Below are 24,182 nucleotides of genomic sequence, written 5' to 3' on the forward strand. Positions count from 1 at the left end.
GACCAAGCGGGCCGGGGCCGAGCGGGCCGGGGCCGACGGCCGGCTACGGGGTGTAGCTCTTCGCCGCGTCCGAGACGAAGGGCTGCCGGACCGTGCGCATGCCGCCGGGGACAGACTTGTCCGGCTGGACGATGACGGACTCCCGGGACGACGGGGCCTTCGGGTCGCCGAGGTCGTGGGTCATGCCGAAGCCGGCGTCGTGGGAGGTGAGGGTGAGCAGGGCCTTTCCGACGCCCTCGCGGGTGAGGTCCTTGTCGGCGCAGGCCTTCTTCAGGGCCTCGCCGAAGACGCTCGCGGCGGTCCAGCCGGCGACGATGCCGTTGTCGAGGGCCTCGCCCGGGTAGGCGGCCCGATAGTCCGCCACCAGCTTCTTCGCGACCGGGGTGTCCGCGCCGACGGGGAGGCTCGGGGAGGCGAACCAGTACATCTTCTCCAGGGCGGGCCCGGCCTGGGTGCCGAGGAGCTGCGGGGCGAAGGCCGAGTTGTTGCCGACGACCGGGACCTTCAGGCCGGTGGCGGCGGCCACGCCGACGAGGGAGGCGGCCTGGCGGGGGCCCGCACTGATCACGACGGCCTTGACCCCGGCCTGCTTGAGCGCCGCGACCTGCGCGGACATGTCGTTGTCGGTGGGCTTGATCTTCTGCTCGACGACGGTCAGGCCGGCCTTCTCCGCCGCGTACTTCGAGCCCTTGAGGGCGTTCTCGCCGTAGTCGCCCTCGAAGTAGACGTGGCCGAGCCTGTCGCCGGCCCTGAGGCCCTTCTCGGTGAGGAGGAAGTCGACGGCGTTGATCGTCTCGACGTCGTACGTGGAGCCCAGGACGCGGATGTACGGCGAGCCGAGCAGCGAGGCCGACCAGGCCTGCGGGAGGACGAGGCCCTTGTCCCGGGCGTCGACGCGCTGCTTGACGGCGGCGACGAACGGGGAGCCGATGAACTGGGGGTAGCCGACGACCCCGGCCTCCAGCTCGGTGTAGGCGGCGAGCGCCTTCTGCGGGTCGTAGCCGTGATCGCGGACCGTGAGCTCCAGCTGCCGGCCGCAGATCCCGCCGGCGGCGTTGACCTGCTTCACGTACAGCTGCTGGGCCTGGGTCACGCTCTTGCCGAGGGTGGCGTACACGCCGGTCATGTCGGTGAGCGCGCCGAGGGTGATCGCCTTGTCGGTGACGCCCTTGCCGGTCTTCACCCCGCCCGCGCCGGTCTGCTTGCCGTCGCCGGTCTTCGCCTTGGAGCTGCAACCGGCGGCGGTGAGGGCGACCAGTGCGGCGAGCGCGGCGGCCAGGCCCCGCACGGCCTGTCGTCTGTGGTTCATCGTGTCTCCCCTGGGGGTTCGGTGGGCGTGGGGGTCTCGGGTGCTTCGGGCGGCTCGGACGGCCCGGGCTTCCGGGCGGCGAGGCGGGCCAGGCCGCCGGGCAGGAACAGCACCACCGCGACGACGGCGGCGCCGTACAGGTAGCGGGCGGCCTCCCCCGGTGCGATCCCGCCCGTGCCCGGGGCGGAGACCAGGGGCAGGGCGTCGCTGTAGCGGGTGAGGAGCTGGGGCAGGAGGGAGACGAAGACGCCTCCGGCGACCGCCCCGGCGACCGAGCCGAGGCCGCCGATGACGATCATGGCCAGGTACTCCAGGGAGAGCGCCATGCCGAAGTACTCGGGGACGGTCCGCTGGAAGACCAGGGCGAGCAGGACGCCGGCCAGGCCCGCGTACATCGAGGACAGGACGAAGACGGCGGCGCGGTGGCGGGCGACGGGGATGCCCATGACGCCCGCGGCGATCCGGTGGTCCCGGATGGCGTTCATGGCGCGCCCCGGGCGGCCCCGGAGGACTCCCCTGGCGAAGAGGACACCGGCGAGGAGCAGCGCGAGGCCGAGGTACCAGAGCTTCTCGACGGCCCCGAAGGGGACCTGGGCGACGAGCAGCTCGGTGTCGTCGAAGGCGAGGCCGAAGAGGGAGAGCGGGGGGACGGCGCGGCCGTTGTAGCCGCCGGTGAGGTCGTGGGCGTTGAAGAGGACGTGCTGGCCGATGAAGATCAGCGCGAGGGTGGCGATGCCGAGGTACGCGCCGTGCAGCCGTCCCGCGATGGGGCTGAACACCCCGCCCGCCAGGCCCGCGAGGACGACCGCGAGGACGGCGGCGAGCCAGCCGGGAAGGCCGAGTCCGGCGAGGCCGTCGGTGCCCTCCCCGGCGAGGGCGCAGTAGCCGTAGGCGCCGACGGCGAGGAAGAAGGCGTGCCCCATGGAGAGCTGGCCGGTGGCGCCGGTCAGCAGGTTGATCCCGATGGCGCCGAGGGCGGCGGCCATGGCGAAGAGGCCGGCCTGGAGCCAGAAGCGGTCCAGGTAGAAGGGCAGGGCGAGCAGCACGAGCCCGGCGGCGGCCCCTCCGTACGCGGCGGGCCGCACCCGGAGGCCGGGGCGGGCGAGGGTCTCAGACACGGGCGAGCTCCTTCGTGCCGAAGAGGCCGGCCGGGCGGATCAGGAGCACCGCGACCATGACGAGGTACGGGGCGAGGTCGCCGATCCCCCGGCCGAGGAACGCCAGGTCGCCCTGGTAGCCGGTGGCCAGGGACTCGGTGACGCCGACGAGGAGGCCGCCGACCAGGGCGCCCGTGGTGGAGTCGAGGCCGCCGAGGATCGCGGCCGGGAAGGCCTTGAGGGCGGCGAGCGAGGTGGCCCGCTCCAGACCGGGGGTCGGGAAGACGGTGAGGAAGAGCGCGGCGACGGCGGCGAGGCCGCCCGCCACCGCCCAGGCGCCGAGCGAGACCCGGCCGAGCCTGATGCCCATGAGGGCGGCGGTCTCCTGGTTCTCGGCGGCGGCCCGCATGGCGACGCCCCAGGAGGTGTACCGGAAGGCGAGCAGGAAGGCGGTGATGAGGAGGGCCGCCGCGAGGAGGGCGGCGATCCGGGTCTGGGCGACCGTGACCGGTCCGACGGTGACGACGGCGTCGCCCCACGGGTCGCCGAGGGCGAGGATGTCGGTGCCGATCCGGCGGGTCAGCTCGGTGGCGAGCAGGATGTCGACGCCGATGGTGACGATCGCGAGGACGCTGTGGTCGGAGCCCCGGTGGCGGCGCATGACCAGGAACTCGACGGCCGCGCCGACCACCGCCGCGCCCGCGATCCCGGCGAGCAGGGCGGGCCAGAAGCCGATGTCGTCGTGGAGGACGGCGGTGACGTAGCCGCCGGCCAGGAGGAGGGAGGCGTGGGCGAAGTTGACGACCTCCGTGGCGCGGAAGATGACGACGAAGCCGAGGGCGATGAGGGCGTAGATCGAGCCCAGGGAGACGCCGTTGATCAGGAACTCCGCGAAGGTGCTCACGCGGCGGACTCCTCTCCGAGGTAGGCGCGGACGACCGCCGGGTCGTTCTGCACGTCGGCGGGTGCCCCGTCGGCGATCCGGCGGCCGAAGTCGAGGACGGTGACGGAGTCGGCGAGCCGCATCACCAGACCCATGTCGTGCTCGACGAGGAGGACCGAGATGCCGAGGCCGTCGCGGACCCCGGCGATGACGGAGGCGGTGCGGCGCCGCTCGTCGGCGGTCATGCCGGCGACGGGCTCGTCCAGGAGCAGGAGCCGGGGCTCCGTGCAGAGGGCGCGGGCCAGTTCGGCGAGCTTCTGCTGTCCGTACGGGAGGGAGCCGGCGGGCCGGTCGAGCTGCCGTTCCAGGCCGACGAAGGCGGCGATCTCCCGGACCCTGGCCCGGTGCCGGGCCTCCTCGCGGGCGGCGGAGGGGAGCCGGAGCCCGGCGGCGAGGAAGCCGGTGCGGGTGAGCCGGTGGCGGCCGAGCATCAGGCTGTCCTCGACGGTGGCGCGGGGCGGCAGGGCCAGGTTCTGGAAGATCCGGCCGACGCCGAGGTCCGCGATCCGGTGCGGGGGCAGGCCGGTCAGCTCGTGCTCTCCGAGGCGTACGGAGCCGGAGGTGGCGCGGTAGACGCCGGAGAGCACGTTGAAGCAGGTGGACTTGCCGGCGCCGTTGGGGCCGATGAGGGCGTGGACGGTGCCGGGCCGGACGGTGAAGCCGACGGCGTCGAGGGCGGTGAGCCCGGCGAACCGGACGGTCAGGTCGCGGACGTGGAGGGCGGGGACGTCGGGCCCGGGGCCCTGTGCGGGTCCCGGCGGCGGGGGCTCCGGTGTCGATTCCGGGCCGGGTCCCGACGGCGGAGGCTCCGGGGGCTGCGGTGACTGCGGTCTCATCGGGTCGCCTCCCAGCGGGTCAGGACCGGGTGGGCGGTGGCGGCGCGGGCCGCGTCGGCGGCGGCGTCCTCGTCCACCACGCCCAGGTAGCGGCGGCGCACCTCGTCGGAGGCGGCGAGTTCGGCGGCGGGACCGGAGAGGGTGACCTCGCCGACCTCCAGGACGTACGCGAGGGAGGCGAGCCGCAGCGCGAGCGCCGCGTTCTGCTCCACGAGGAGCACCGCCGTGCCCTGGGCGTTGATCTCGCGGACGGCGTCCGCGATCCGGGCCGCCATCAGCGGGGCGAGGCCGAGGGAGGGCTCGTCCAGGAGGAGCAGGCCCGGTGCGGCCATCAGGGCGCGGCCGACGGCGAGCATCTGCTGTTCGCCGCCGGAGAGCAGCCCGGCCGGCTGGCGGGCGCGCTCGGCGAGGACCGGGAAGAGCTCGTGGACCCGGCGCAGGGCGGCGGCCCGGGAGGTCCGGCCGCCGCGCCGGCCGAGCGCCCCGGCCCGCAGGTTGTCCTCGACCGTCATCCGGGCGAAGACCTGGCGGCCCTCGGGCACCTGGGAGACGCCCGCGGCGACGACCCGGTCGGGCGGCAGTCCGTCGAGCGGGCGCCCGTCGCGGCTCACCGTGCCGGAGACCACGGCGCCGCCGTGGAACCGCAGGGTGCGCGAGACGGCCCGCAGCAGGGTGGACTTGCCGGCTCCGTTGCCGCCGAGGACGGTGACGACGGCGCCCGCGGGCACGGTCAGCGACACCCGCCGCAGCGCGCGCACCGGTCCGTATCCCGCCGTCAGGTCCGTGACCTCCAGGGCGGGTGCGGTACCTCCCATGGCTCCCCTTTCCCGGGCCTCCCACGTCGGCCCGGCCGTTCGGTGGCGCTCACCCCAGCACCGCACCGGACCGCGCGTCCACGCCCGGCGGCCGAATCGCTGCCGGTGACCAGCGGGCGCGGCGGCGGGTTGTGCACGCGCACAACGGTGCGCGTCAGGGGGTGTGCGAAGGGGGCCCGGACGGGGGATCCTCCCGGCATGGGACGGCGCAGACGGCGGACCGGTGACGACTGGAAGGTGCTCGCGCAGGCGTGCACGGAGCTTCTGGAGCGGGTGCCGGAGCTGGTGGACGAGCATCTGAGGGAACTCCACGCGTACGAGCCCGCCTACGGGCGGATCCTGCCGTACGACCAGCACTGGCAGGAGGCCCACGAGGCGATGCGGGTCGGGATCGAGATGATCTCGGCGCCCCGGAACTCGCCCCGGCGGGACCTGGAGCACGCCGACGGGATGGGCCGGCGGCGGGCCGCGCAGGGCATGCCGCTCGAACTGGTCGTGCACGCCTACCGGCACGCCGGGCACCTGGTGTGGGACGCGCTGATCGAGGACGCGGGGTCGGACGCGGCGCGGCTCGAAGCCCTGATGCAGTCGGCGACGACGGTGTGGTCGGCGGTGGACGCCCAGGCGGACACGGCGTCGGAGGCGTACCGGGAGACGGAGCTGGAGCTGCGCAGCCGTACGGACGAGCAGTTGCAGGCGCTCCTGGACGCGCTGCTCCAGGGGCAGCGCTCGCCGGAGCTGGTGGCGCGGGCGGCGGCGGGCCTGGACCTGCCGGAGCAGGGGCGGTACGCGGTGGTGGTGCTGCGTTACGACCGGCGGGAGGAGCGGGAGGCGTTCCACCGGCAGGTGCAGGGCGAGGGGGTGCGGTTCCTGTGGCGGATGGGCGCGGACTGCGAGCTGGGGGTGGTGGCGCTCGCCGGTGACACCGGTCTGGACGCCCTTTCGGAGCTGCTGGACGGGCGGTGCCCGGGGCCGGGCGGGATCAGTCCGGTGGTGGTGGGCCTGACCGAGCTGGGCCGGGCGCGCCGGCTCGCGGAGCTGGCGCTGCGGACGTGTCCGCCGGGCAGCCGGCGGATCGTGCGGCTCGACCGGCGGATGACGGGGGCGCTGGTGGTGGGCCAGCCGGAGATGGCGAGCCTGCTGGTATCGGACGTCCTGGGCGGTCTCCTGGAGCTGGATCCGGCGGACCGGGCGGTGCTCCTGGAGACGCTGGACGCGTGGCTGGAGTGCGAGGGGTCGGCGGGGCGGGCGGCCGGGCGCCTGTACTGCCACCGCAACACGGTCTTCAACCGGCTGCGGCGGCTCGAACAGCTGACGTCGCGGTCGCTCTCCCGGCCGCGGGACCTCACGGAGATGACGCTGGCGCTGGACGCGTTCCGGCTGACGGGGCCGGGGTGACCGGTCCCGTCTCCGTACCCCTCCGGCCCGGGGGTCAGCTCAGGAAGTCCCGGGCGATGCTCGCCGCCGCCTCCTCCAGGAGCGGGCCCGCGTTCGCCATGGACTTGGCGGGGTCCGGCTCCAGGGCGGCGAGGGGGTAGGCGCGGCGGATGCCGGCCCGGCCCAGGGCCTCGGCGGGGAGGGCGAGACGGCCGCAGACCGCGACGACCTCCTTGCCGGCCGCGCGGGCCGCGGCGGCGACGCCCGCCGGGGCCTTGCCGTGGAGGGTCTGCTCGTCGAGGGAGCCCTCGCCGGTGACGACGAGGGTGGCGCGCTCCAGGGCGGGGGCGAAGCCCAGGACCTCCAGCATCAGCTCGATGCCGGGGCGGAAGCTCGCGCCGAGGATGAGGGCGCCGTAGCCGATGCCGCCGGCGCCGCCCGCGCCGGGCGCGAGGGCGGCCTCGGCCGCCTTGGGGCCGATCGCCTTCTCCAGGACCGTGGCGAAGTGGGCGAGGGCCGCGTCGAGGGTGCGGACGTCGTCGGGGGTGGCGCCCTTCTGCGGGCCGTAGACGGCGGGGGCGCCCTTGGGGCCGGTGAGGGGGTTGTCGACGTCGCTCGCGAGGATCAGGTCGACCTCGGCGAAGCGGGGGTCGAGGCCGGTGAGGTCGGCCGTGGCCAGGTCGGCGAGGGCCGCGCCGCCGGGGCCGACGGGCTCGCCGTCCGCGTCGAGGAAGCGGGCGCCGAGCGCGGCGAGCATCCCGGCGCCGCCGTCGGTGGTGGCGCTGCCGCCGACGCCGAAGACGACGGTGGTGGCACCGGCGTCCAGGGCCGCGCGGAGCAGTTCGCCGGAGCCGTACGTGGTCGCGGTGAGCGGGGCGAACTCGCCGGCCGGGAGGAGCTGGAGGCCGGAGGCCTCCGCCATCTCGACGACCGCGGTGGTGCCGCGCAGCGCGAACGCGGCGGTGACCGGCTCGCCGGTCGGCCCCGTCACCGTCCTCTCGTGGCGCTCGAACCCGGCCGCGACGGCCGCCGCGACGGTGCCGTCGCCGCCGTCCGCGACGGGCAGCGTCTCCACCTCCAGGTCCGGGACGACCCGTCGCAGACCCGCCGTGACCCGCTGGGCGACCTCCACGGCCGTGAGCGAACCCTTGAACTTGTCGGCCGCCACGAGCACGCGAGCGACCGTTGCTGCTCCGTCCGTCACCTTGCATCCCTTGCTTTCGAACGTGCAGTCGCGCCGCTGCCGACCCTATCCGGAGCCCCGGACGGCGTGCCACCCCCTGATGTACGGATATGGCGCACCATAGTGGGTCGCATGAGCACGGAACCGAGCGGGCGCGCCCCGGAAGTCCCGGACGAGCGGCACGCGCCTGACGGCAAGGTCATCGGGATCGGGGTCACCGCCGTCGTCGCGGCGGTGGCCTGGGCGGCCCTGGGCGAGGACTCCTTCGACAGCGCCTCCTCCACCGCCCTGGACTGGGTCCTCTCCAACTTCGCCTGGCTGTTCGTGGTGGCGGCGGACGTCTTCCTGGTGCTGTGCGTGGTCCTCGCGCTGAGCCGGTTCGGCCGGATCAGACTGGGCCGGGACGACGACGAGCCCGAGTTCACGAATCTGGCGTGGATCGCGATGATGTTCAGCGCCGGCATGGGCATCGGCCTGATGTTCTACGGGGTCGGGGAGCCGCTCCAGCACTTCCTGGACCCGCCGCCGGCGAGCGGCGCCCCGGCGGGGACGGGCGCGGCGGCCCTCAACGCCATGGAGCACTCGTTCTTCCACTGGACGCTGACCCCGTGGGCGATCTACGGCATCACGGGCCTCGCCCTGGCGTACGCGGGCTTCCGCAAGGGCCGGGGCAACCGGCTGAGCTCCGCCTTCGTGCCCCTGATGGGAGCGCGCCGGGCGGAGTCCTGGCCGGGCAAGGCGATCGACCTGCTCGCGGTGTTCGCGACCGTGTTCGGGACGGCGACGAGCCTGGGGCTCGGCGCCCTCCAGGTCGCCGAGGGGCTGAACCTGACGGCCGACGTGGAGAACACGACGGGCGTCCAGCTGGTGATCATCGTGTCGCTGTCGGCGGCCTTCGTCCTGTCGGCCTTCTCCGGCCTCCACAAGGGCGTGAAGTGGCTCTCCACGCTGAACATCGTCCTCGCCGCCTGTCTGATGCTCTTCGTCTTCCTGCTCGGCCCGACCGTCTACGTCCTGGACACCATCCCGGCCTCCGTCGGCGGCTACCTGCACGAGCTGCTGCCGATGGCGAGCCGGACCGGGGCGTTCACCGACGCCGACTGGCTGGGGACGTGGACGATCTTCTACTGGGCGTGGTGGCTGTCCTGGGCGCCGTTCGTCGGCACGTTCATCGCCCGGATCTCGCGGGGCCGGACGGTCCGGGAGTTCCTGGTGGGGGTGCTGCTCGTGCCGTCGGGGGCGACGGTGGTGTGGTTCTGCGTGATGGGCGGCACGGCGATCCGCCTGGAGTCGACGGGCGCGGCGGACCTGGCGGCGACCGTGGAGGACGGGGCGGAGGCCTCGCTGTTCGCGATGCTGGAGGCGCTGCCGCTGGGCACGCTCACCTCGGTCGTGGCGATGGTCCTGGTGATGACGTACTTCGTCACCAGCGCCGACTCGGCCTCCCTGGTGATGGGGTCGCTGACGAGCCGGGGTTCGCTCCACCCGCCGACCTGGCTGGTGGTGACCTGGGGCGTCCTGATGGCGGCCGTGGCGGCGGCGCTGCTCGTGGTGGGCGGCCTGGACTCGCTCCAGACGGCGACGATCCTGGTGGCGCTGCCGTTCGTGGTGGTGATGCTGGCGCTCTGCTGGGCGCTCGTGAAGGAGCTGCGGGAGGACCCGGGGGCGGGTCCGGCCCGGCACCACGCCCTGCACGGGCTGCGGGACGCGGTGCGGTCCATGGTCGGGGAGGCGATGACCGAGCAGGGCGGCGACCGTCACCCCCGGCTGCGGCGGGCGGCGCGGGCCCGCAGGGACGCGGAGCCCCCGGAGCGGGAGGGCTGAGGTCTCCCCCGGGCCGGTGGCCTCAGCCCTGCTGCGGTTCCGGCGGGACGATCTCCCCGGTGCGGACCGGCTCGTCACGGCCGGCGGTCCGGGCCTCGGTGCGGTGGCCGCGGGCGATGTGGTCGCGGACGACCGCCTCGACGGCGTCCTGCGGGTTGCTGACCCCCGCGAGGACCATGGCTTCCACGACGAGTTCGGCGTCGAGCGCGATGTTCACCTTGGCCATGCCGGGAACCTGACACCCCGGCCGGAAGAGGGTGCCGGGTTCAGAAGAGGAGGTCGGGTCCCGCCGCCCCCGACTCGAAGGCCAGGAGCCGCTGCTTGCGGTCGAGCCCGCCGCCGTAGCCGGTGAGGCCGCCGCCGGCGCCGACCACCCGGTGGCAGGGGACGATGATGCTGACGGGGTTCTTGCCGTTGGCGAGGCCGACGGCCCGGGAGGCGCCGGGGTTCCCCAGCTCCTCGGCGAGTTCGCCGTACGTCCGGGTCTCCCCGTACGGGATGAGGTTCAGCCGCTCCCAGACGCGCAGCTGGAACGGGGTGCCGACCAGGTGCAGCGGCAGGTCGAACGCGGTGAGTTCGCCGGCGAAGTAGGCGTCGAGCTGGCGGACCGCCTCCCCGAAGGGGCGCGGGTCGGGTTCCCCGAAGGTCTCCTCGGGCGGGCGGTGGCGCTGGCCGGTCATGTGGACCCGGCTGAGGACCCCGTCGACGGCGACGAGGGTCAGCGGCTCGTACGGGCTGTCGACGACGGTGTGCTGGACGGTGGGCACGGGGTGACCTCCTCAGGAGGGCAGGTGGTTGATCGGGTGGGAGTCGGTGGCCCAGAGGTACTGGACGGCGTAGGCGCGCCAGGGGCGCCAGTGCGCGGCGCGGGCGGTGAGCGCGGCCGGGGTGGCGGGCAGGCCGAGGCCTTCGGCGGCCCGGCGGACGCCGAGGTCGCCGGGGAGGAAGGCGTCGGGGTCGCCGAGGGCCCGCATGGCGATGATCTCCGTGGTCCAGGGGCCGAATCCGGGCAGGGCGAGCAGCCGGGCGCGGGCCTCCTCGCGGTCGTCGGCGGGGCCGAGGGGCAGCGTGCCGTCGGCGAGGGCCCGGACCAGGGTGAGCAGGGTGGTGCGGCGGCTGCGGGGCAGGGCCAGGGTCTCGGGGTCGAGGGCGGCGAGCGCCCCGGGCTCCGGGAAGAGGTGGGTGAGGCCGCCCTCGGGGTCGTCCACCGGGGTGCCGTGGGCGGCGACGAGCCGGGCGGCGTGGGTGCGGGCGGCGGCGGTGGAGACCTGCTGGCCGAGGACGGCCCGTACGGCGAACTCGGCGGGGTCGACGGAGCCGGGCACCCGGCGGCCGGGGGCCGCGTCCACGAGCGGGGCGAGCAGCGGGTCGGCGCGCAGCCGCTCGTCGACGGCGACGGGGTCGGCGTCGAGGTCGAGGAGGCGGCGGCAGCGGCTGATCGCGTGGGTGAGGTCGCGCGGGTCGGTGAGGGAGAGCCGGCAGGCGATGTGGTCGGCGCGCGGGGCGAGGGCGACGATGCCGTGCCCGTACGGGAGGTTCAGGGTGCGGCGGTAGGCGCCGTCCCGCCACTCCTCGACGCCGGGGACGGCGGTGGCGGCGAGGTGGCCGAAGAGGTTGGAGGGTTCGAGGGGGGCGCGGAACGGCAGCCGCAGGGTGATCGCGCCGGGGGCGGGGGCCGCGCCGTCGGCCGGGCGGGCGGCGCGGGCGCGCAGTTCGCCGGGGGTGAGGGCGAAGACCTCGCGGACGGTCTCGTTGAAGGTGCGGATGGAGGAGAATCCGGCGGCGAAGGCGACCTCGCCCAGGGGCATGGAGGTGGTCTCGACGAGGACCCGGGCGGTCTGGGCGCGCTGGGCGCGGGCCAGGGCGAGGGGTCCGGCGCCGAGTTCGGCGAGGAGCTGGCGCTCGATCTGGCGGGTGGACCAGCCGAGCCGCCGGGCGAGCCCGGGGACGCCCTCCCGGTCCACGACGCCGTCCTGGATGAGCCGCATCGCGCGGGCGACGGCGTCGGCCCGGACGTTCCACTGGGGCGACCCGGGGCTGGTGTCGGGCCGGCACCGCTTGCAGGCCCGGAAACCGGCGCGCTGGCAGGAGGCGGCGCTGGGGTGGAACTCCATGTTCTCGGGCTTGGGCGGGGCGACCGGGCAGCTCGGCCGGCAGTAGATCCGGGTGGTGCGGACGGCGGTGAAGAAGACGCCGTCGAAGCGGGCGTCCTTCGACCGGACCGCCCGCACGCAGCGCTCGGTGTCGGTGTGCATGCCTCCATGATCGGGGGCGGACGGCGCCGGGGCTGGCGGAAAAACGACATGGCCGTCCGGCGCAGGGACCGGACGGAACCGGGGCCGGACGGCCCGGGGCCGCAGGCAGGTCCCGATCCGCCGGCAGGTCCCGATCCGCCGACCGGTGCCGGTCCGCCGGACGGAATCGGGCCGCCGACCGGTGCCGGTCCGCCGGCAGGCTTCGGGCCACCGGCAGGTTCCGGGCCGCCGGCAGGGGCCCGGGCCCGCGTCCCGGGGGCCTCTACTCGAAGCGGGTGGTGTCCCCCGCGCCCCGGCGCACGATCTCGGGCTCGCCGCTGGAGAAGTCGACGACGGTGGTGGGCTCGGTGCCGCAGTCGCCGGAGTCGAGGACCGCGTCGACCTGGTGGTCGAGCCGCTCCTTGATCTCCCAGCCCTGGGTCAGCGGCTCCTCCTCGTCGGGCAGGAGCAGGGTGCTGGAGAGCAGCGGCTCGCCGAGTTCGGCCAGGAGGGCCTGGGTGGCGACGTGGTCGGGGATGCGGACGCCGACCGTCTTCTTCTTGGGGTGGAGGAGCTGGCGCGGCACCTCCTTGGTGCCGGGCAGGATGAAGGTGTACGGGCCGGGGGTGGCCGCCTTGACCGCGCGGAAGACGTCGTTGTCGATGTGCACGAGCTGGCCCAGCTGGGCGAAGTCCCGGCACATGAGGGTGAAGTGGTGCCGGTCGTCGAGGTCGCGGATCGTCCGGATGCGGCTGATGCCGTCGCGGCTTCCCATGCGGGTGCCGAGCGCGTAGCAGGAGTCGGTCGGGTACGCGACGAGCGCCCCGTTCCGGATGCTGTCGGCCACCGTGGAGATGGTGCGCGGCTGCGGGTTGTCGGGGTGGACGTCGAAGTACTTGGCCATGGGGGCCAGTCTAATTTTCGCGGGCGGAGGCGCGCAGCCGCCGCCAGACCGCCTTGGCCGCGTTGTGTCCGGACATGCCGTGCACGCCGGGGCCGGGCGGGGTGGCGGAGGAGCAGAGGAAGACCGCGGGGTGCGGTGTGTCGTAGGGGCGCAGGGAGAGGGTGGGGCGCAGCAGGAGCTGGAGGCCGCGTGCGGCGCCGCACGCGATGTCGCCGCCGACGTAGTTGGCGTTGTGCGCGGCGAGTTCGGGCGGCCCCGCGGTGGCGCGGGCCAGGACGCGGTCGCGGAAGCCGGGGGCGAAGCGCTCGATCTGGCGCTCGATCGCCTCGGTGAGGTCGCCGCGCCAGCCGTTGGGCACGTGGCCGTACGCCCAGAAGACGTGCTTGCCCTCGGGGGCGCGGGAGGGGTCCACGAGGCTGGGCTGGGCGGTGATGAGGAAGGGCGCGTCGGGGGCGGTGCCGGAGGAGGCCTGGTTCAGGGCGGTGCCGATCTCCCCGGCGGTGGGGCCGATCTGGACGGTGCCGGCGCGCCGGGGCTCCTCGGCGGTCCAGGGCACGGGTCCGTCGAGCGCGTAGTCGACCTTGAAGACGGCGGCGCCGTACTTGTAGTGGTCGTAGTGGCCGCCGAGTCCGGCGATGCGGGCGAGGGCGGTGGGCGAGGTGTCGAAGACGTAGGCGCGCGCCGGCGGCAGGTCGTCGAGGCGCTTGACCTCGAAGTCGGTGTGGACGGCGCCGCCGAGGTCCTTCAGATACGCGGCGAGGGCGTCGGAGATGGACTGCGAGCCGCCCCGGGGCAGCGGCCAGCCGCCGGCGTGGGCGGCGAGCGCGAAGACGAGGCCGACGGCGCCGGTGGCGAAGCCGCCGAGCGGGGCCATGACGTGGCCGACGAGCCCGGCGAAGAGGGCACGGGCCTTCTCGTCCCGGAAGCGGCGCATCAGCCAGGTGGAGGGCGGGAGTCCGGCGAGGCCGAAGCGGGCGAGGGCGACCGGGTCGCGGGGCAGCGCGGTGAGCGGCAGCTGCATGAAGTCGGCCGCCAGGGTGTCCCACTTGCCGCGGAAGGGGGCGACGAGCCTGCGGTACGCCCCGGCGTCGCGCGGCCCGAAGGAGGCGGCGGTCTCGGCGACGGAGCGGGCGAGGACGGCGGCGGTGCCGTCGTCCCAGGGGTGGGCCATGGGCAGTTCGGGGTGGAGCCACTCCAGGCCGTACCGGTCGAGCGGCATGGTCTTGAAGACGGGCGAGCCGGCGCCGAGGGGGTGCACGGCGGAGCAGGGGTCGTGCCGGAAGCCGGGGAGGGTGAGCTCCTCGGTCCTGGCGCCGCCGCCGACGGTGGGCCTGGCCTCGAAGACGGCGACGGAGAGGCCTCTGCGGGCCAGTTCGACGGCGGCGGTCAGGCCGTTGGGGCCCGCCCCCACGACGACGGCGTCGAGCATCGGCGTCCTGTGCGTCACCTGCGGGCTCCTTCGCGTCAGCCGGTGGCCGTGGATCTCAGGATAGGCGGACGGGCGCGGCGGGCTCACCGCCCCCCGAGGGGTCCGTGCGGGTGCGGCGGGCTCACCGCCCCCGAGAGGGTCCGTACGGGTGCGGCGGGCTCACCGCCCCCGAGAGGGTCCGTACGGGTGCGGCGGGCTCACCCGCCCCCGAGGAGGGTCCGTATCCGCTCGGCGGTCGCCGCGTCCCGGGCCGCGGTGAACGGCAGCGCGTTGCCCCCGGTGACGCGGAACGGCTCCCCGGCGACCGTGGTGTCCGCGCCGCCCGCCTCGGCGACCAGGAGGAGCCCGGCGGCGTGGTCCCAGGCGTACTCCCAGGAGAAGGCGACGCCGGAGAGGGCCCCGCGCGCCACGGCGAGGTATTCGAGTCCGGCGGAGCCGCAGGGGCGGGGGCGGACGCCGTCGGTGTCCAGGCCGAGCAGGGCGCGCTTCTGCTCCGGGGTGGTGTAGTCGGGGTGCGAGGAGGCGACCTCCAGGACCTCGCCGGGCGCGGGCGAGCCGGAGCGCAGCGGTTCGCCGTTCAGCGTGGCGCCGCGGCCGCGCACCGCGACGGCCATCTGCTCCAGGGCGGGCGCGTACGTCCAGGAGGCGAGGACCTCGCCGTGCCGGGCGAGGGCGACGAGGGTGCAGAAGGCGGGGTCGCCGTGGACGAACTGGCGGGTGCCGTCGACGGGGTCGACGATCCACACGGGCGCGTCGCCGCGCAGCGCGTCGTAGACCGCCGGGTCGGCGTGGACGGCCTCCTCCCCGACGACCACGGAGCCGGGGAGCAGCGCCGTGAGGGAGGCGGTGAGGTGCGCCTCGGCGGCCCGGTCCGCGACGGTGACCAGGTCGTGCGGGCCGTTCTTCTCGACGATCTCGTGGGTGGCGAGCTGCCGGAAGCGCGGCATGACCTCGGCGGCGGCGGCCTTGCGGACCGCCTCCTCGACCTCGGTCGTACCGCCGCCGAGGACGTGCTCAAGGAAGTCTTCGATCATGCGTCCAGCCAACCACAGCGCTCTGACAACCGGTACGGCGCACTCGTCACCCGCCGTTTCCCCGGGGAACACCCTGATGTCCCGGCCGTCGGCCGGGTGGACGGCTCCGGTGGCCAGGAGGAGCGGAACGGTACTCCCCGCGAACCACAGGGGCTCTGCCGCCGGCGGCCGGTGAACAGGGGACGGAGCCGGAACACCAGGCCGGGGGCGAGGGGTGCGGAGATCAGAAGGAGGACAGGGACGACCGGTCGACTCTGCACGTTCTCGGCGCTCTGCCGAGCCGGCGATCATGCCTCGACCGGACCGGACCGGACCGGACCGCCGCGCGGCGGCGGAGTGGACGGCCCGGGTGTCGCGGCCGGCCCGAACACCAGTCCGGTCGCCGTGCCCGGGTGACCGGATCCCGTCCGGTTCGTTGATGCCGACGCGGGCCGCCGCGTACGCAGAGGAAACGTCTTTGCACACCGGCCGCCCCACGGAAGACGGTCTCGACGGTTCGGAGTTCTCCATGGGACGGGCGCGGGGATGGACGCGGAAGCTCGTGGCCGCGGTCGCGGGTGTAGTGATGGGGGCGAGCCCGCTCGGGATCGCGCCGGCGTACGCGGTCGTCGGCGGCCAGGAGGCCCGGCCGCACCAGTACCCGTTCATGGCGGGGCTCGTGGACCTGAGGGAGCGGCGGGTGATGTGCGGAGGGGCGCTGATCGGCGACCGGTACGTGCTGACCGCCGCGCACTGCCTGACGGGCTCGTACGGCAGCACGTCCCGGGTGGGCGTGCTCCTCGGCGACCACGACCTGGCGACCGGGTCCGACAGCCCGAACGCGCTCCTCGCCTCCCCCGCCCGGTTCCTGACGCACCCGGAGTACGACCCGGAGAGCCAGCGGAACGACATCGCGCTCGTCCGGCTGGCCGAACCGGTCGCGTCCGGCCGGGACGTGCGCCCGGTCGCCCTCCCCTCGGCGTACGCGCACGGCACCTTCGACCACACGCGGGTCGAGGCCCCGGGCTGGGGCGCCACCTCGTTCGGCGGGCCCGCCTCCGACGTCCTGCGGACGGTGACCCTCGGCACCATGAGCAACCGGACGTGCGCGTCCCGGGGGATGCCCGGGGTGACACCCGCCCAGCTCTGCACGTACGCCCCCGGCCGGGACACCTGCCAGTACGACTCCGGCGGCCCCCTCGTCCACACGGCGGGGCGGCGGCCGTACCTGGTGGGCCTGGTCTCCTACGGGCGGGGGTGCGCCACCGAGACGCCCGCCGTGAACACCCGCGTCTGGTCGTACCTCACCTGGATCGAACGCGTCACCGGGATCCCGGCCCGCGCCGCATGAGGACCGTGCAGGGGAGCGGGGAGGCGGCGAGGCCCACCGCCCGGCCGTAGTCGGCGAGGGGTTCGGGGAAGGGGATCAGGCCGCCCTCGGGGAACGGGCCCGTGCCCGGGGAACGGGCCCGTGCCCGGGGCCGAGTGGGAGCCGCCGACGGCGAGCACCCCGCCGACCGCGAACGCGAGGACGGCCACCGGGTTCCAGCCGCCCCGGTACCAGGCGGGTCACGGGGTGAGCGCCGGGATGACCTCGGAGCCGTACGCGTCGATCGTGGCCTCCTTGGCGTCGTGCATCGCGTACACCGCGAACTGGTCCACGCCCATGTCCCGGAGCCGTCGCAGCTTCTCGACGTGGGCCTCGGCGGGGCCGAGGAGGCAGAAGCGGTCCACGATCTCGTCGGGGACGAAGTCGGTGGAGGGGTTCCCGGCGCGCCCGTGGTGGGAGTAGTCGTAGCCGTGCCGGTTCTTGATGTACGCGGTGAGTTCCTCCGGGACCATGTCCGAGTGCTCGCCGTACTTGGCGACCAGGTCGGCGACGTGGTTGCCGACCATGCCGCCGAACCAGCGGCACTGCTCGCGGGCGTGGGCCAGGTCGTCGCCGACGTACGCGGGGGCGGCGACGCAGATCGTCAGGGCGTCGGGGTCGCGGCCCGCGTCGGTGGCGGCCTGCCGGACGGCCTTGACCATCCATTCGGTGAGGAAGGGGTCGGCGAGCTGGAGGATGAACCCGTCGGCCTTCTGTCCGGCCAACGCGAGGGCCTTGGGGCCGTACGCCGCCATCCACACCGGCAGCTTCCCGCTCTTCACCCACGGGATGCGGATCGGGTTGCCGTCGACCTCGGCCTCGCGGCCCTCCGCCAGGTCGCGGATGACGTCGATGGCCTCGCCCAGGTGGGCCAGGGTGTTCGGCTTGCGGCCCGCGACGCGCATGGCGGAGTCGCCGCGGCCGATGCCGCAGACGGTCCGGTTGCCGTACATGTCGTTGAGGGTGGCGAAGGTGGAGGCGGTGACCTCCCACGTCCGCGTCCCCGGGTTGGTGACCATGGGGCCGACGTGGAGCTTGGTGGTGTGTTCGAGGATCTGGCTGTAGACGACGAAGGGTTCCTGCCACAGCACGGCGGAGTCGAAGGTCCAGCCGTAGCGGAAGCCGTTGCGTTCCGCCCGGCGCATCAGACCGACGACCTGCGAGGCGGGCGGGTCGGTCTGCAGGACAAGTCCGAAGTCCACGCGGGACCTCCCAGTTCAAGTCGATGAGATGGTGCCCTGGCCGGGTCAGCTCAGGTACTGACAGAGACCGCGGGGCACGAACACTCCATGGCCCGCGTGACCTGTGTATTTCCGCTGATCGATGATGACCTCACCCCGGGACAGAACGGTCTCGACCTGGCCCGTGATCGTCTTGCCCTCGTACGCCGAGTAGTCGACGTTCATGTGGTGGGTCTCCGCCGACAGCACCTGGATCGCGTGCGGGTCGTAGACGACGACGTCGGCGTCCGCGCCCGGCGCGATCGTGCCCTTCTGCGGATAGATACCGAACATCCGCGCCGGGGTGGCACAGGCGATCTCGATCCAGCGGCGCCGCGAGATGTGCCCCTCGACCACTGCCTGGTGGAGGAGGTCCATACGGTTCTCCACGCCCGGCAGGCCGTTGGGGATCTTCGAGAAGTCGCCCCGGCCCAGCTCCTTCTGGCCGGTGAAGCAGAAGGGGCAGTGGTCGGTGGAGACCACCTGGAGGTCGTTCGTCCGCAGGCCCCGCCACAATGCCGCCTGGTGCTCCCTGGGCCGGAGCGGCGTCGAGCACACGTACTTGGCACCCTCGAAGTCCGGCTCCGCCAGGTTGTCCGTGGACAGGAACAGGTACTGCGGGCAGGTCTCGCCGAAGACCGGCAGACCCATGTCCCGCGCCGCCGCCAGCTCGGCCACGGCCTCCCGCGCCGACACGTGGACGACGTACAGCGGAGAGCCGGCGACCCGGGCGAGCTGGATCGCCCGGTGGGTGGCCTCCGCCTCCAGGAGCGCCTTGCGGACCTCCCCGTGATAGCGGGGGTCGGTCTCGCCGCGGCCCAGGGCCTGCTCGACGAGGACGTCGATCGCGATGCCGTTCTCCGCGTGCATCATGATCAGACCGCCGGTGTCGGCCGCGACCTGCATCGCCCGCAGGATCTGCCCGTCGTCCGAATAGAAGACCCCCGGATACGCCATAAACAATTTGAACGAGGAAACGCCGAGCTCGACCAGCTTCGGCATCTCCCGCAGCGTCGACTCATTCACGTCCGACATGATCATGTGGAACGCGTAGTCGACCGCGCAGTTCCCGTCCGCCTTCACCATCCAGGCATCCAGACCCGCCCGAAGCGGCTCGCCCTTCGCCTGCACCGCGAAGTCGACGATCGTCGTCGTCCCACCCCACGCCGCCGCCCGCGTCCCCGTCTCGAACGTGTCCGACGCGAACGTGCCACCGAAAGGCAGCTCCATATGCGTATGCGCGTCCACCCCGCCCGGGATCACGTATTTCTGCGACGCGTCGATCACCCGCTCCGCCGTCCACTCCTGCGTACCCGGCGCCGCCAGCGCCACCACCCGGCCGTGCTCGATCAGCACATCCGCGTGCACCTCGTCCGCGGCCGTGATCACAAGACCACCGGTAATCAGAGTCCGAGTCATACCCCAGCCATCCCTTCACACCGACCACCGAACAGACCGCCACCGGCACAGGCCAAGGCCACGCCCACGCCCGCCGGCCCCCTCACGCCTCCGCCTCACACAGCACACGGCCTACTCCGCTAGAAAACCCCTGGTCACGCGACCGAACGAAACCCTTGAAGGAGGAGATCCCCTCCTGGACCAGCTTGTCCATCTCCTTGAGCGTGTGCTCGTTGACGTCGGAGAGGATCATGTGGAAGGCGTAGTCGACCGCGCAGACGCCGTCGGCCTTGGCGTACCAGGCGTCGAGTCCTTCGCGCAGGCTGTGGCCCGCGCTCTGGACGGCGAAGTCGACGATGGTGGTGGTGCCGCCCCAGGCGGCGGCGCGGGTGCCGGTCTCGAAGGTGTCGGAGGCGAAGGTGCCGCCGAAGGGCAGCTCCATGTGGGTGTGGGCGTCGACGCCGCCGGGGATGACGTAGCGGTCGGTGGCGTCGATGGTCCGGTCGGCGGTCCAGCCGGCCGCCGCGTCCGAGCCGTGGGCCGCGAGGGCGGCCACGCGGCCGTCCTCGATCAGCACGTCGGCGTGGACCTCGTCGGCGGCGGTGACGACCAGGCCGCCCCGGATGAGGGTACGGGTGCTCACGGGACTCTCCCTGTCGCTGGGTCGGGACTGCGGGGCGGCCGGCGGGATCACAGGGAGCGGAGGGCCGCTTCGAGGAGTGCGGCGCCCTCCTCGGCCTCGGAGACGGTGAGGGAGAGCGGCGGCGCGATGCGCAGGGTGCTGGTGTCGTGCCCGCCGCCCTTGCCGATGAGCAGGCCGTTCTCGCGGGCCGCCTCCAGGACGGCGGCCGCCGCGTCGGGGTTCGCGCGGTCGGTGCCCGGTTCGGTGAGCTCGATGCCGATCATGAGGCCGCGGCCGCGCACCTCCCGCACGGCGGGGACGCCGGCGCACGCGGCCCTGATCCGTTCGATCAGGAGGCCGCCGACCCGGCGCGCGTTGCCCTGGAGGTCGTGCTCCAGGAGGTACGAGAGGTTGGCGAGCCCGGCGGCCATGGTGACCGGCGAACCGCCGAAGGTGGAGATGGAGTTGGCGTCGAGGCAGTTCATGACCTCGGCGCGGGCGACGACCCCGCCGACCGACATGCCGTTGCCGATGCCCTTGGCGAAGGTGAGGATGTCGGGCGGCCCGGCCTGGCCGTGGGCCTGCCAGCCCCAGAAGTGCTCGCCGGTGCGGCCCCAGCCGGTCTGCACCTCGTCCGCGATCCACAGGATGCCGTGCCGGTCGAGGACGCGGCGGAAGGCGGCGTACAGGCCGTCGGGCGGGGAGGTGAAGCCGCCGACGCCCTGGATGGGCTCCGCGATGAGGGCGGCGACGTTCCGGGTGTGCCCGAGGAGGTCTTCGAGGTCGGCGACGCAGGCCTCGGTGAACTCCTCGTCGCCGTGGTGCGCGTAGGGGCCGCGGGTGCGGACGCCGCCGTGCACGTAGAGCGTCTGGAGCGGGGAGAGGCCGGTGGGCGACCAGGCGCGGTTGCCGGTGATGCCGACGGTGGAGAAGGAGCGCCCGTGGTAGCTGTTGCGCATCGCCAGGATCTGGTTCGAGCCGCGGTACGCGGTGGCCAGGAGGAGGGCGGTGTCGTTGGCCTCGGTGCCGGAGGTGGTGAAGAAGACACGGGCGTCGGGGATGCCGGAGAGCCCGGCAATCCGCTCGGCCAGTTCCACCATGGGCCGGTTGAGGTAGAGCGTCGAGGAGTGGATGATCCGCCCGGCCTGCTCGGCGACGGCCTTGGTGACCTCGGGCAGGGCGTGGGCGGTCATGGTGGTGAGGATGCCGCCGAAGAAGTCGAGGTACCTGCGCCCCTCGGCGTCCCAGACGTGGCGGCCCTCGCCGTGGGTGATCTCCAGGGGGTCGCGGTAGTAGAGGGCGACCCAGTCGGGGATGACGGCCCGGTGCCGGTCGTGGAGGTCGTTCACGGCTTCACCAGCCCGTCGTACGCGTCGGGGCGGCGGTCCCGGTAGAAGGCCCACTGCTGCCGGACCTGCTCGATGAGGCCGAAGTCGAGGTCGCGGACGACGAGTTCCTCGGCCTTGTCGGAGGCGACGTCGCCGACGAAGCGGCCGCGCGGGTCGACGAAGTAGCTGGTGCCGTAGAAGTCGTTGTCGCCGTACTCCTCGACGCCGACGCGGTTGATGGCGGCGACGAAGTACTCGTTGGCGACGGCGGCGGCCGGCTGCTCCAGCTGCCAGAGGTGGGCGGAGAGGCCGCGGTGGGTGGCGGACGGGTTGTAGACCAACTGGGCTCCGTTGAGACCGAGTTCGCGCCAGCCCTCCGGGAAGTGGCGGTCGTAGCAGATGTAGACGCCGACCTTGCCGACGGCCGTGTCGAAGACCGGCCAGCCGACGTTGCCCGGGCGGAAGTAGTACTTCTCCCAGAAGCCCTTGACCTGGGGGATGTGGTGCTTGCGGTACTTGCCGAGGTAGCTGCCGTCGGCGTCGATCACGGCGGCGGTGTTGTAGTAGAAGCCCTCGCCCTCGACCTCGAAGACGGGGACCACGATCACCATCCCGGTCTCGCGGGCGAGGTCCCTCATCCGGTTCACGGTCGGGCCGTCGGGCACGGGCTCGGCCCAGCGGTAGTGCTCGGCCTCCTGCACCTGGCAGAAGTAGGGGGCGTTGAACACCTCCTGGAAGCCGATCACCTTGGCGCCCTGCCGGGCGGCCTCCCGGGCGTACTCCTCGTGTTTGGCGATCATGGATTCGGTGTCGCCGGTCCAGGTCGCCTGGACGAGCGCGGCGCGTACGACGTCGGACATGAGCTGCTCCTTCGGCACGGCGTCAGAGAGCCTCTACGCACGTAGACGCGATGCGTAGGAGGAGAACGTAAGCCCCGTCACACCCCGGAGCAAGACCGCCGCCGGGAACCGACCGGGTCGATCATGTTTCATACCCGAGTGGTCCACACCGGACACGTACCGACACGTGGGGAGCTGTACGCGTACGTCCACCGGTCCGGTCCGGTCCCGGCGCCCCTCGCCCTCGCCCCTCAGACACCCACCAGGCCCGCCACGCGGAGGGCGTGGAGGAGGTCGCGCTCGCGGGAGGCGGACACCGTCCGTGCCGCGTCCAGGAGTTGGGGGACGAGGCCGCGCGGGTCGGCGCCGGCGAGGCGGGCCGCGTCCTCGGGGGCGCGGACCCGGACGAAGGCGGTCAGGAGGGCGTGGGCCTCCCGGTGGCGCTCCCCGGCGCGCAGGGCGGCGCAGGCCCCGGCCAGCTCCTCGACCGGGCGGGCCACGCCCTGGCGCAGGAGCTGCGCGCAGTCGGCCATCCGGCCCGCGTCGGCGAGGGCCCCGGCGACGGCGGCGAGCCGGCCGGGCGGCAGCGAAGCCGCCTCCCAGAGGAGGGTGGACCAATCGGCGCCGAGTCCGGCCCGGTGCAGCTCGTCGGCGAGCGCGGGCAGCCGGGCGGGCGGGCCGCCCAGCGCCTCGCAGAGCAGGGCGTGGGCCTCGCCGCCGCGGCCCCGGGCGCGGAGCCTGCGCAGGGCGTAGACGGCGTTCGCCGCCGCGCGGGCGGCCTCGGCGGAGTCCTCCCCCGGGGCCTCGGCAGGTCTCCCGACCGCCCCTCCGCCGGGCTCCCCGGACCCGGCGGCGCCGCCGAAGCGGGCGCCGCGGGGTGCGGCACCCTCCGTCGGGAGCACGGATACGGACGCGGGTACGGGCTCCGCCTCCCGCGCCCCGTCGCCCTCCTCCAGCCAGGCGTACCGGGCGCCCCGGGGCCGGCGCCTGGCCTTGGCGCTCCCGGCGGCCCTCCCCGCGCGTTCCGGCTCCGCCGGAGAGCCGGGGGCGGTCGGAGGGCCGGACGCCGGGGGCGTGTCCGGCGCGGGCGCCACGGCCGCCGGGTACGGCGCCGGGGCGGCGTCCGGAGCCGTCACGGCCCGCCCCCGCCCCCACTCCCCCGCCCCCGCCAGCCGCGCCGTGAGCTCCGTGATCCGGGCGACGGCCCTGGCCAGGTCGTCGCGGGTCCAGGCGAGGTCGTGCCGCAGGCGGGCGGCCTCCTCGGGCCCTGGACCCGGGGCCGTACGGAGCCGCTCCCGCAGCTCGCGCGCGCGGGACTCGGCGTACCGGCGTTCACGCTCCATGAGCTCCCGGCGTTCGGCGAGCGCCGCCGCCGCGCCGGACCCGCGGTCGTGGGCGCCCGCGGCCGCCACGTACAGCGCGCGGCCCCGGACCGCGAAGGGCCCGCCGGCGGCCTCCCCGGCGTCCTGGAGCAGGGACGAGACGACGTCCCAGGGCAGCAGTTCCGTACCGTCGAGGCAGGCGCGCAGGCCCTCCGGGTCGCGGGCGGCGAAGACCCCGTACCACCCGGCGTCCGGCCGGAGGCGGGCCGTGAGGCCCGCCAGCCAGTGGGTGAACTCGGCTGCCTCCGGCGGCGTCTGGGTCACCGTCATGCGTCACGCACCTGCCCCGCGGTCGACTGGAACCGTACGGTCCGCGGGTATTGGACCGCAGCCGTGTTACGGGACGACTACGGACCGTTTTCGTGCGGGTGCCCGCCCCCTCAGGGGAAGCGCACGACGATCCCGGTGTGCGGGCGCCTGCCGAGCCGGAAGACGGTGGCGGGCACGTCGACGAACCAGAACTGCCAGGTGTACTTGCGCAGGAGCAGCCTCCGGACGCGGCGCAGCTCCTCCCCCGTCACGAGGCGGGCCTCGCCGGTCAGACGCGCGGCGCCCTCGGGGACGTTGCCGCGCACGTCGCAGACGGCGGCCTCGACCCGGGGGTCGTTGCGCAGCCGCTTGACCTTCCAGGAGTCGGTGCGGGTCCAGGCGTACAGCTCGGAGCCCTCCACCGCGTACCAGACGGGCGTCGCGACCCCCGTGCCGTTCTTCCGGAAGGTGGTGAGACTGACGTAGCGGCCGCGCCGCAACTCCTCGGGAATCATGCCCGGAGCCTAAGCCCGGGGGCGTTCCGGCGCTCAGACGGGGACCGGGACGCAGTGCGCCACCAGTTCGTCCATGGAGAGGTCGAGGACTCCGGCGAGGGCCGCGACGGTGAAGAAGGCCGGGGTCGGGGCCCGGCCCGTCTCGATCTTGCGGAGGGTCTCGGCGGAGAGGCCGGCGGCCGCGGCGACCTCGGCCATGGACCGCTCGCCGCGCGCCGCGCGCAGGAGCAGGCCCAGGCGCTCGCCGCGCTCGCGCTCTTCGGGGGTCAGGGGTGTGCGCACCATGGGGACCATTC

General features: G+C 74.2%; 22 protein-coding genes and 2 pseudogenes. 3 read left to right on the forward strand and 21 right to left on the reverse strand.

Annotation, left to right across the window (positions count from 1 at the left end; all coding sequences use genetic code 11):
• Window positions 1-43: 43 nt before the first annotated feature.
• The 5 genes from OO47_RS22155 to OO47_RS22175 are packed head-to-tail and all read right to left on the reverse strand — an operon-like array spanning window position 44 to window position 5,000.
• A complete protein-coding gene (locus OO47_RS22155) occupies window positions 44-1,309 on the reverse strand; it encodes an ABC transporter substrate-binding protein (RefSeq protein ID WP_030218374.1) in 1,266 nt (421 codons plus the stop codon).
• A complete protein-coding gene (locus tag OO47_RS22160) occupies window positions 1,306-2,427 on the reverse strand; it encodes a branched-chain amino acid ABC transporter permease (RefSeq protein ID WP_051716212.1) in 1,122 nt (373 codons plus the stop codon). Before OO47_RS22160 ends, OO47_RS22155 begins: the two co-directional genes overlap by 4 nt.
• Window positions 2,420-3,310 carry a branched-chain amino acid ABC transporter permease gene (locus OO47_RS22165; RefSeq protein WP_030218380.1) on the reverse strand — a complete coding sequence of 297 codons (891 nt, stop codon included), beginning with the start codon at window positions 3,308-3,310 and terminating at the stop codon, window positions 2,420-2,422. The genes OO47_RS22160 and OO47_RS22165 overlap by 8 nt, the downstream gene beginning before the upstream one ends.
• Window positions 3,307-4,185: an ABC transporter ATP-binding protein gene (locus OO47_RS22170; protein WP_234323262.1), complete on the reverse strand. Its 879-nt coding sequence runs from the start codon at window positions 4,183-4,185 to the stop codon at window positions 3,307-3,309. Before OO47_RS22170 ends, OO47_RS22165 begins: the two co-directional genes overlap by 4 nt.
• Entirely contained in the window at window positions 4,182-5,000 is an 819-nt protein-coding gene (locus OO47_RS22175; RefSeq protein WP_030218386.1) for an ABC transporter ATP-binding protein, read from the reverse strand. Before OO47_RS22175 ends, OO47_RS22170 begins: the two co-directional genes overlap by 4 nt.
• Before the next feature lie 198 nt (window positions 5,001-5,198).
• Between OO47_RS22175 and OO47_RS22180 the strand changes: the two genes are divergently transcribed.
• Window positions 5,199-6,398, forward strand: a complete 1,200-nt coding sequence (locus OO47_RS22180; protein WP_030218388.1) for a PucR family transcriptional regulator — start codon at window positions 5,199-5,201, stop codon at window positions 6,396-6,398.
• A 34-nt stretch (window positions 6,399-6,432) separates the two neighbouring features.
• Here OO47_RS22180 and OO47_RS22185 read toward each other — a convergent pair whose 3' ends face one another.
• Window positions 6,433-7,581, reverse strand: a complete 1,149-nt coding sequence (locus OO47_RS22185; RefSeq protein WP_078489813.1) for a glycerate kinase — start codon at window positions 7,579-7,581, stop codon at window positions 6,433-6,435.
• A 111-nt stretch (window positions 7,582-7,692) separates the two neighbouring features.
• Between OO47_RS22185 and OO47_RS22190 the strand changes: the two genes are divergently transcribed.
• Window positions 7,693-9,384, forward strand: a complete 1,692-nt coding sequence (locus tag OO47_RS22190; RefSeq protein WP_030218401.1) for a BCCT family transporter — start codon at window positions 7,693-7,695, stop codon at window positions 9,382-9,384.
• 22 nt (window positions 9,385-9,406) lie between these two features.
• Here OO47_RS22190 and OO47_RS22195 read toward each other — a convergent pair whose 3' ends face one another.
• The 6 genes from OO47_RS22195 to OO47_RS22220 all read right to left on the reverse strand — a co-directional run bounded on the left by OO47_RS22195 (window position 9,407) and on the right by OO47_RS22220 (window position 14,985).
• Window positions 9,407-9,610, reverse strand: a complete 204-nt coding sequence (locus OO47_RS22195) for a type II toxin-antitoxin system VapB family antitoxin (protein WP_030218404.1) — start codon at window positions 9,608-9,610, stop codon at window positions 9,407-9,409.
• Window positions 9,611-9,650: 40 nt separating this feature from the next.
• Complete coding sequence (locus tag OO47_RS22200; protein ID WP_030218407.1) at window positions 9,651-10,151, reverse strand: methylated-DNA--[protein]-cysteine S-methyltransferase; 501 nt, start codon at window positions 10,149-10,151, stop codon at window positions 9,651-9,653.
• A 12-nt stretch (window positions 10,152-10,163) separates the two neighbouring features.
• Window positions 10,164-11,639 carry an AlkA N-terminal domain-containing protein gene (locus OO47_RS22205; protein ID WP_030218410.1) on the reverse strand — a complete coding sequence of 492 codons (1,476 nt, stop codon included), beginning with the start codon at window positions 11,637-11,639 and terminating at the stop codon, window positions 10,164-10,166.
• 262 nt (window positions 11,640-11,901) lie between these two features.
• Complete coding sequence (locus tag OO47_RS22210; RefSeq protein WP_030218411.1) at window positions 11,902-12,522, reverse strand: L-threonylcarbamoyladenylate synthase; 621 nt, start codon at window positions 12,520-12,522, stop codon at window positions 11,902-11,904.
• A gap of 10 nt (window positions 12,523-12,532) precedes the next feature.
• Window positions 12,533-13,951 carry a phytoene desaturase family protein gene (locus tag OO47_RS22215; protein WP_030218413.1) on the reverse strand — a complete coding sequence of 473 codons (1,419 nt, stop codon included), beginning with the start codon at window positions 13,949-13,951 and terminating at the stop codon, window positions 12,533-12,535.
• Between the two features lie 197 nt (window positions 13,952-14,148).
• Window positions 14,149-14,985 carry an inositol monophosphatase family protein gene (locus tag OO47_RS22220; RefSeq protein WP_030218416.1) on the reverse strand — a complete coding sequence of 279 codons (837 nt, stop codon included), beginning with the start codon at window positions 14,983-14,985 and terminating at the stop codon, window positions 14,149-14,151.
• Window positions 14,986-15,550: 565 nt separating this feature from the next.
• Here OO47_RS22220 and OO47_RS22225 point away from each other — a divergent pair.
• Window positions 15,551-16,315, forward strand: a complete 765-nt coding sequence (locus OO47_RS22225; protein WP_234323263.1) for a serine protease — start codon at window positions 15,551-15,553, stop codon at window positions 16,313-16,315.
• Here the strand turns inward: OO47_RS22225 and OO47_RS38805 are convergent.
• The 9 genes and pseudogenes from OO47_RS38805 to OO47_RS22265 form a co-directional block, all read right to left on the reverse strand.
• Window positions 16,287-16,527: pseudogene (locus OO47_RS38805) on the reverse strand (nitrate reductase); the annotation flags it as partial. The gene OO47_RS22225 and the pseudogene OO47_RS38805 overlap by 29 nt on opposite strands.
• Before the next feature lie 6 nt (window positions 16,528-16,533).
• A complete protein-coding gene (locus OO47_RS22230; protein WP_030218419.1) occupies window positions 16,534-17,535 on the reverse strand; it encodes a TIGR03842 family LLM class F420-dependent oxidoreductase in 1,002 nt (333 codons plus the stop codon).
• Window positions 17,536-17,580: 45 nt separating this feature from the next.
• On the reverse strand, window positions 17,581-18,972 hold the full coding sequence (gene hydA, locus OO47_RS22235; protein ID WP_030218421.1) for a dihydropyrimidinase: 1,392 nt from the start codon (window positions 18,970-18,972) through the stop codon (window positions 17,581-17,583).
• Between the two features lie 145 nt (window positions 18,973-19,117).
• A pseudogene (locus OO47_RS22240) lies at window positions 19,118-19,594 on the reverse strand (amidohydrolase family protein); the annotation flags it as partial.
• A gap of 47 nt (window positions 19,595-19,641) precedes the next feature.
• The gene (locus OO47_RS22245; protein WP_030218423.1) at window positions 19,642-20,922 is read right to left on the reverse strand and encodes an aspartate aminotransferase family protein; all 1,281 of its coding nucleotides are present in this window, start codon (window positions 20,920-20,922) and stop codon (window positions 19,642-19,644) included.
• A complete protein-coding gene (locus OO47_RS22250; RefSeq protein ID WP_030218424.1) occupies window positions 20,919-21,761 on the reverse strand; it encodes a nitrilase-related carbon-nitrogen hydrolase in 843 nt (280 codons plus the stop codon). Before OO47_RS22250 ends, OO47_RS22245 begins: the two co-directional genes overlap by 4 nt.
• Window positions 21,762-21,991: 230 nt before the next feature.
• Entirely contained in the window at window positions 21,992-23,392 is a 1,401-nt protein-coding gene (locus OO47_RS22255) for a YML083C domain-containing protein (protein WP_030218425.1), read from the reverse strand.
• 110 nt (window positions 23,393-23,502) lie between these two features.
• On the reverse strand, window positions 23,503-23,886 hold the full coding sequence (locus tag OO47_RS22260) for a PPOX class F420-dependent oxidoreductase (protein WP_030218426.1): 384 nt from the start codon (window positions 23,884-23,886) through the stop codon (window positions 23,503-23,505).
• A gap of 33 nt (window positions 23,887-23,919) precedes the next feature.
• A complete protein-coding gene (locus OO47_RS22265; protein WP_030218428.1) occupies window positions 23,920-24,171 on the reverse strand; it encodes a helix-turn-helix domain-containing protein in 252 nt (83 codons plus the stop codon).
• Window positions 24,172-24,182 lie beyond the last annotated feature (11 nt).

The sequence above is a fragment of the Streptomyces bikiniensis genome (genome assembly GCF_000716625.1).
Lineage (GTDB): Bacteria > Actinomycetota > Actinomycetes > Streptomycetales > Streptomycetaceae > Streptomyces > Streptomyces bikiniensis.

Bases quoted from the DNA above. Each gene is read 5' to 3' on its own strand.
- OO47_RS22155 (WP_030218374.1), bottom strand. From the start codon at position 1,309: ATGAACCACAGACGACAGGCCGTGCGGGGCCTGGCCGCCGCGCTCGCC.
- OO47_RS22170 (WP_234323262.1), bottom strand. From the start codon at position 4,185: ATGAGACCGCAGTCACCGCAGCCCCCGGAGCCTCCGCCGTCGGGACCC.
- OO47_RS22175 (WP_030218386.1), bottom strand. From the start codon at position 5,000: ATGGGAGGTACCGCACCCGCCCTGGAGGTCACGGACCTGACGGCGGGA.
- OO47_RS22180 (WP_030218388.1), top strand. From the start codon at position 5,199: ATGGGACGGCGCAGACGGCGGACCGGTGACGACTGGAAGGTGCTCGCG.
- OO47_RS22190 (WP_030218401.1), top strand. From the start codon at position 7,693: ATGAGCACGGAACCGAGCGGGCGCGCCCCGGAAGTCCCGGACGAGCGG.
- OO47_RS22195 (WP_030218404.1), bottom strand. From the start codon at position 9,610: ATGGCCAAGGTGAACATCGCGCTCGACGCCGAACTCGTCGTGGAAGCC.
- OO47_RS22205 (WP_030218410.1), bottom strand. From the start codon at position 11,639: ATGCACACCGACACCGAGCGCTGCGTGCGGGCGGTCCGGTCGAAGGAC.
- OO47_RS22210 (WP_030218411.1), bottom strand. From the start codon at position 12,522: ATGGCCAAGTACTTCGACGTCCACCCCGACAACCCGCAGCCGCGCACC.
- OO47_RS22215 (WP_030218413.1), bottom strand. From the start codon at position 13,951: ATGCTCGACGCCGTCGTCGTGGGGGCGGGCCCCAACGGCCTGACCGCC.
- OO47_RS22220 (WP_030218416.1), bottom strand. From the start codon at position 14,985: ATGATCGAAGACTTCCTTGAGCACGTCCTCGGCGGCGGTACGACCGAG.
- OO47_RS22225 (WP_234323263.1), top strand. From the start codon at position 15,551: ATGGGGGCGAGCCCGCTCGGGATCGCGCCGGCGTACGCGGTCGTCGGC.
- hydA (WP_030218421.1), bottom strand. From the start codon at position 18,972: ATGACTCGGACTCTGATTACCGGTGGTCTTGTGATCACGGCCGCGGAC.
- OO47_RS22250 (WP_030218424.1), bottom strand. From the start codon at position 21,761: ATGTCCGACGTCGTACGCGCCGCGCTCGTCCAGGCGACCTGGACCGGC.
- OO47_RS22255 (WP_030218425.1), bottom strand. From the start codon at position 23,392: ATGACGGTGACCCAGACGCCGCCGGAGGCAGCCGAGTTCACCCACTGG.
- OO47_RS22260 (WP_030218426.1), bottom strand. From the start codon at position 23,886: ATGATTCCCGAGGAGTTGCGGCGCGGCCGCTACGTCAGTCTCACCACC.
- OO47_RS22265 (WP_030218428.1), bottom strand. From the start codon at position 24,171: ATGGTGCGCACACCCCTGACCCCCGAAGAGCGCGAGCGCGGCGAGCGC.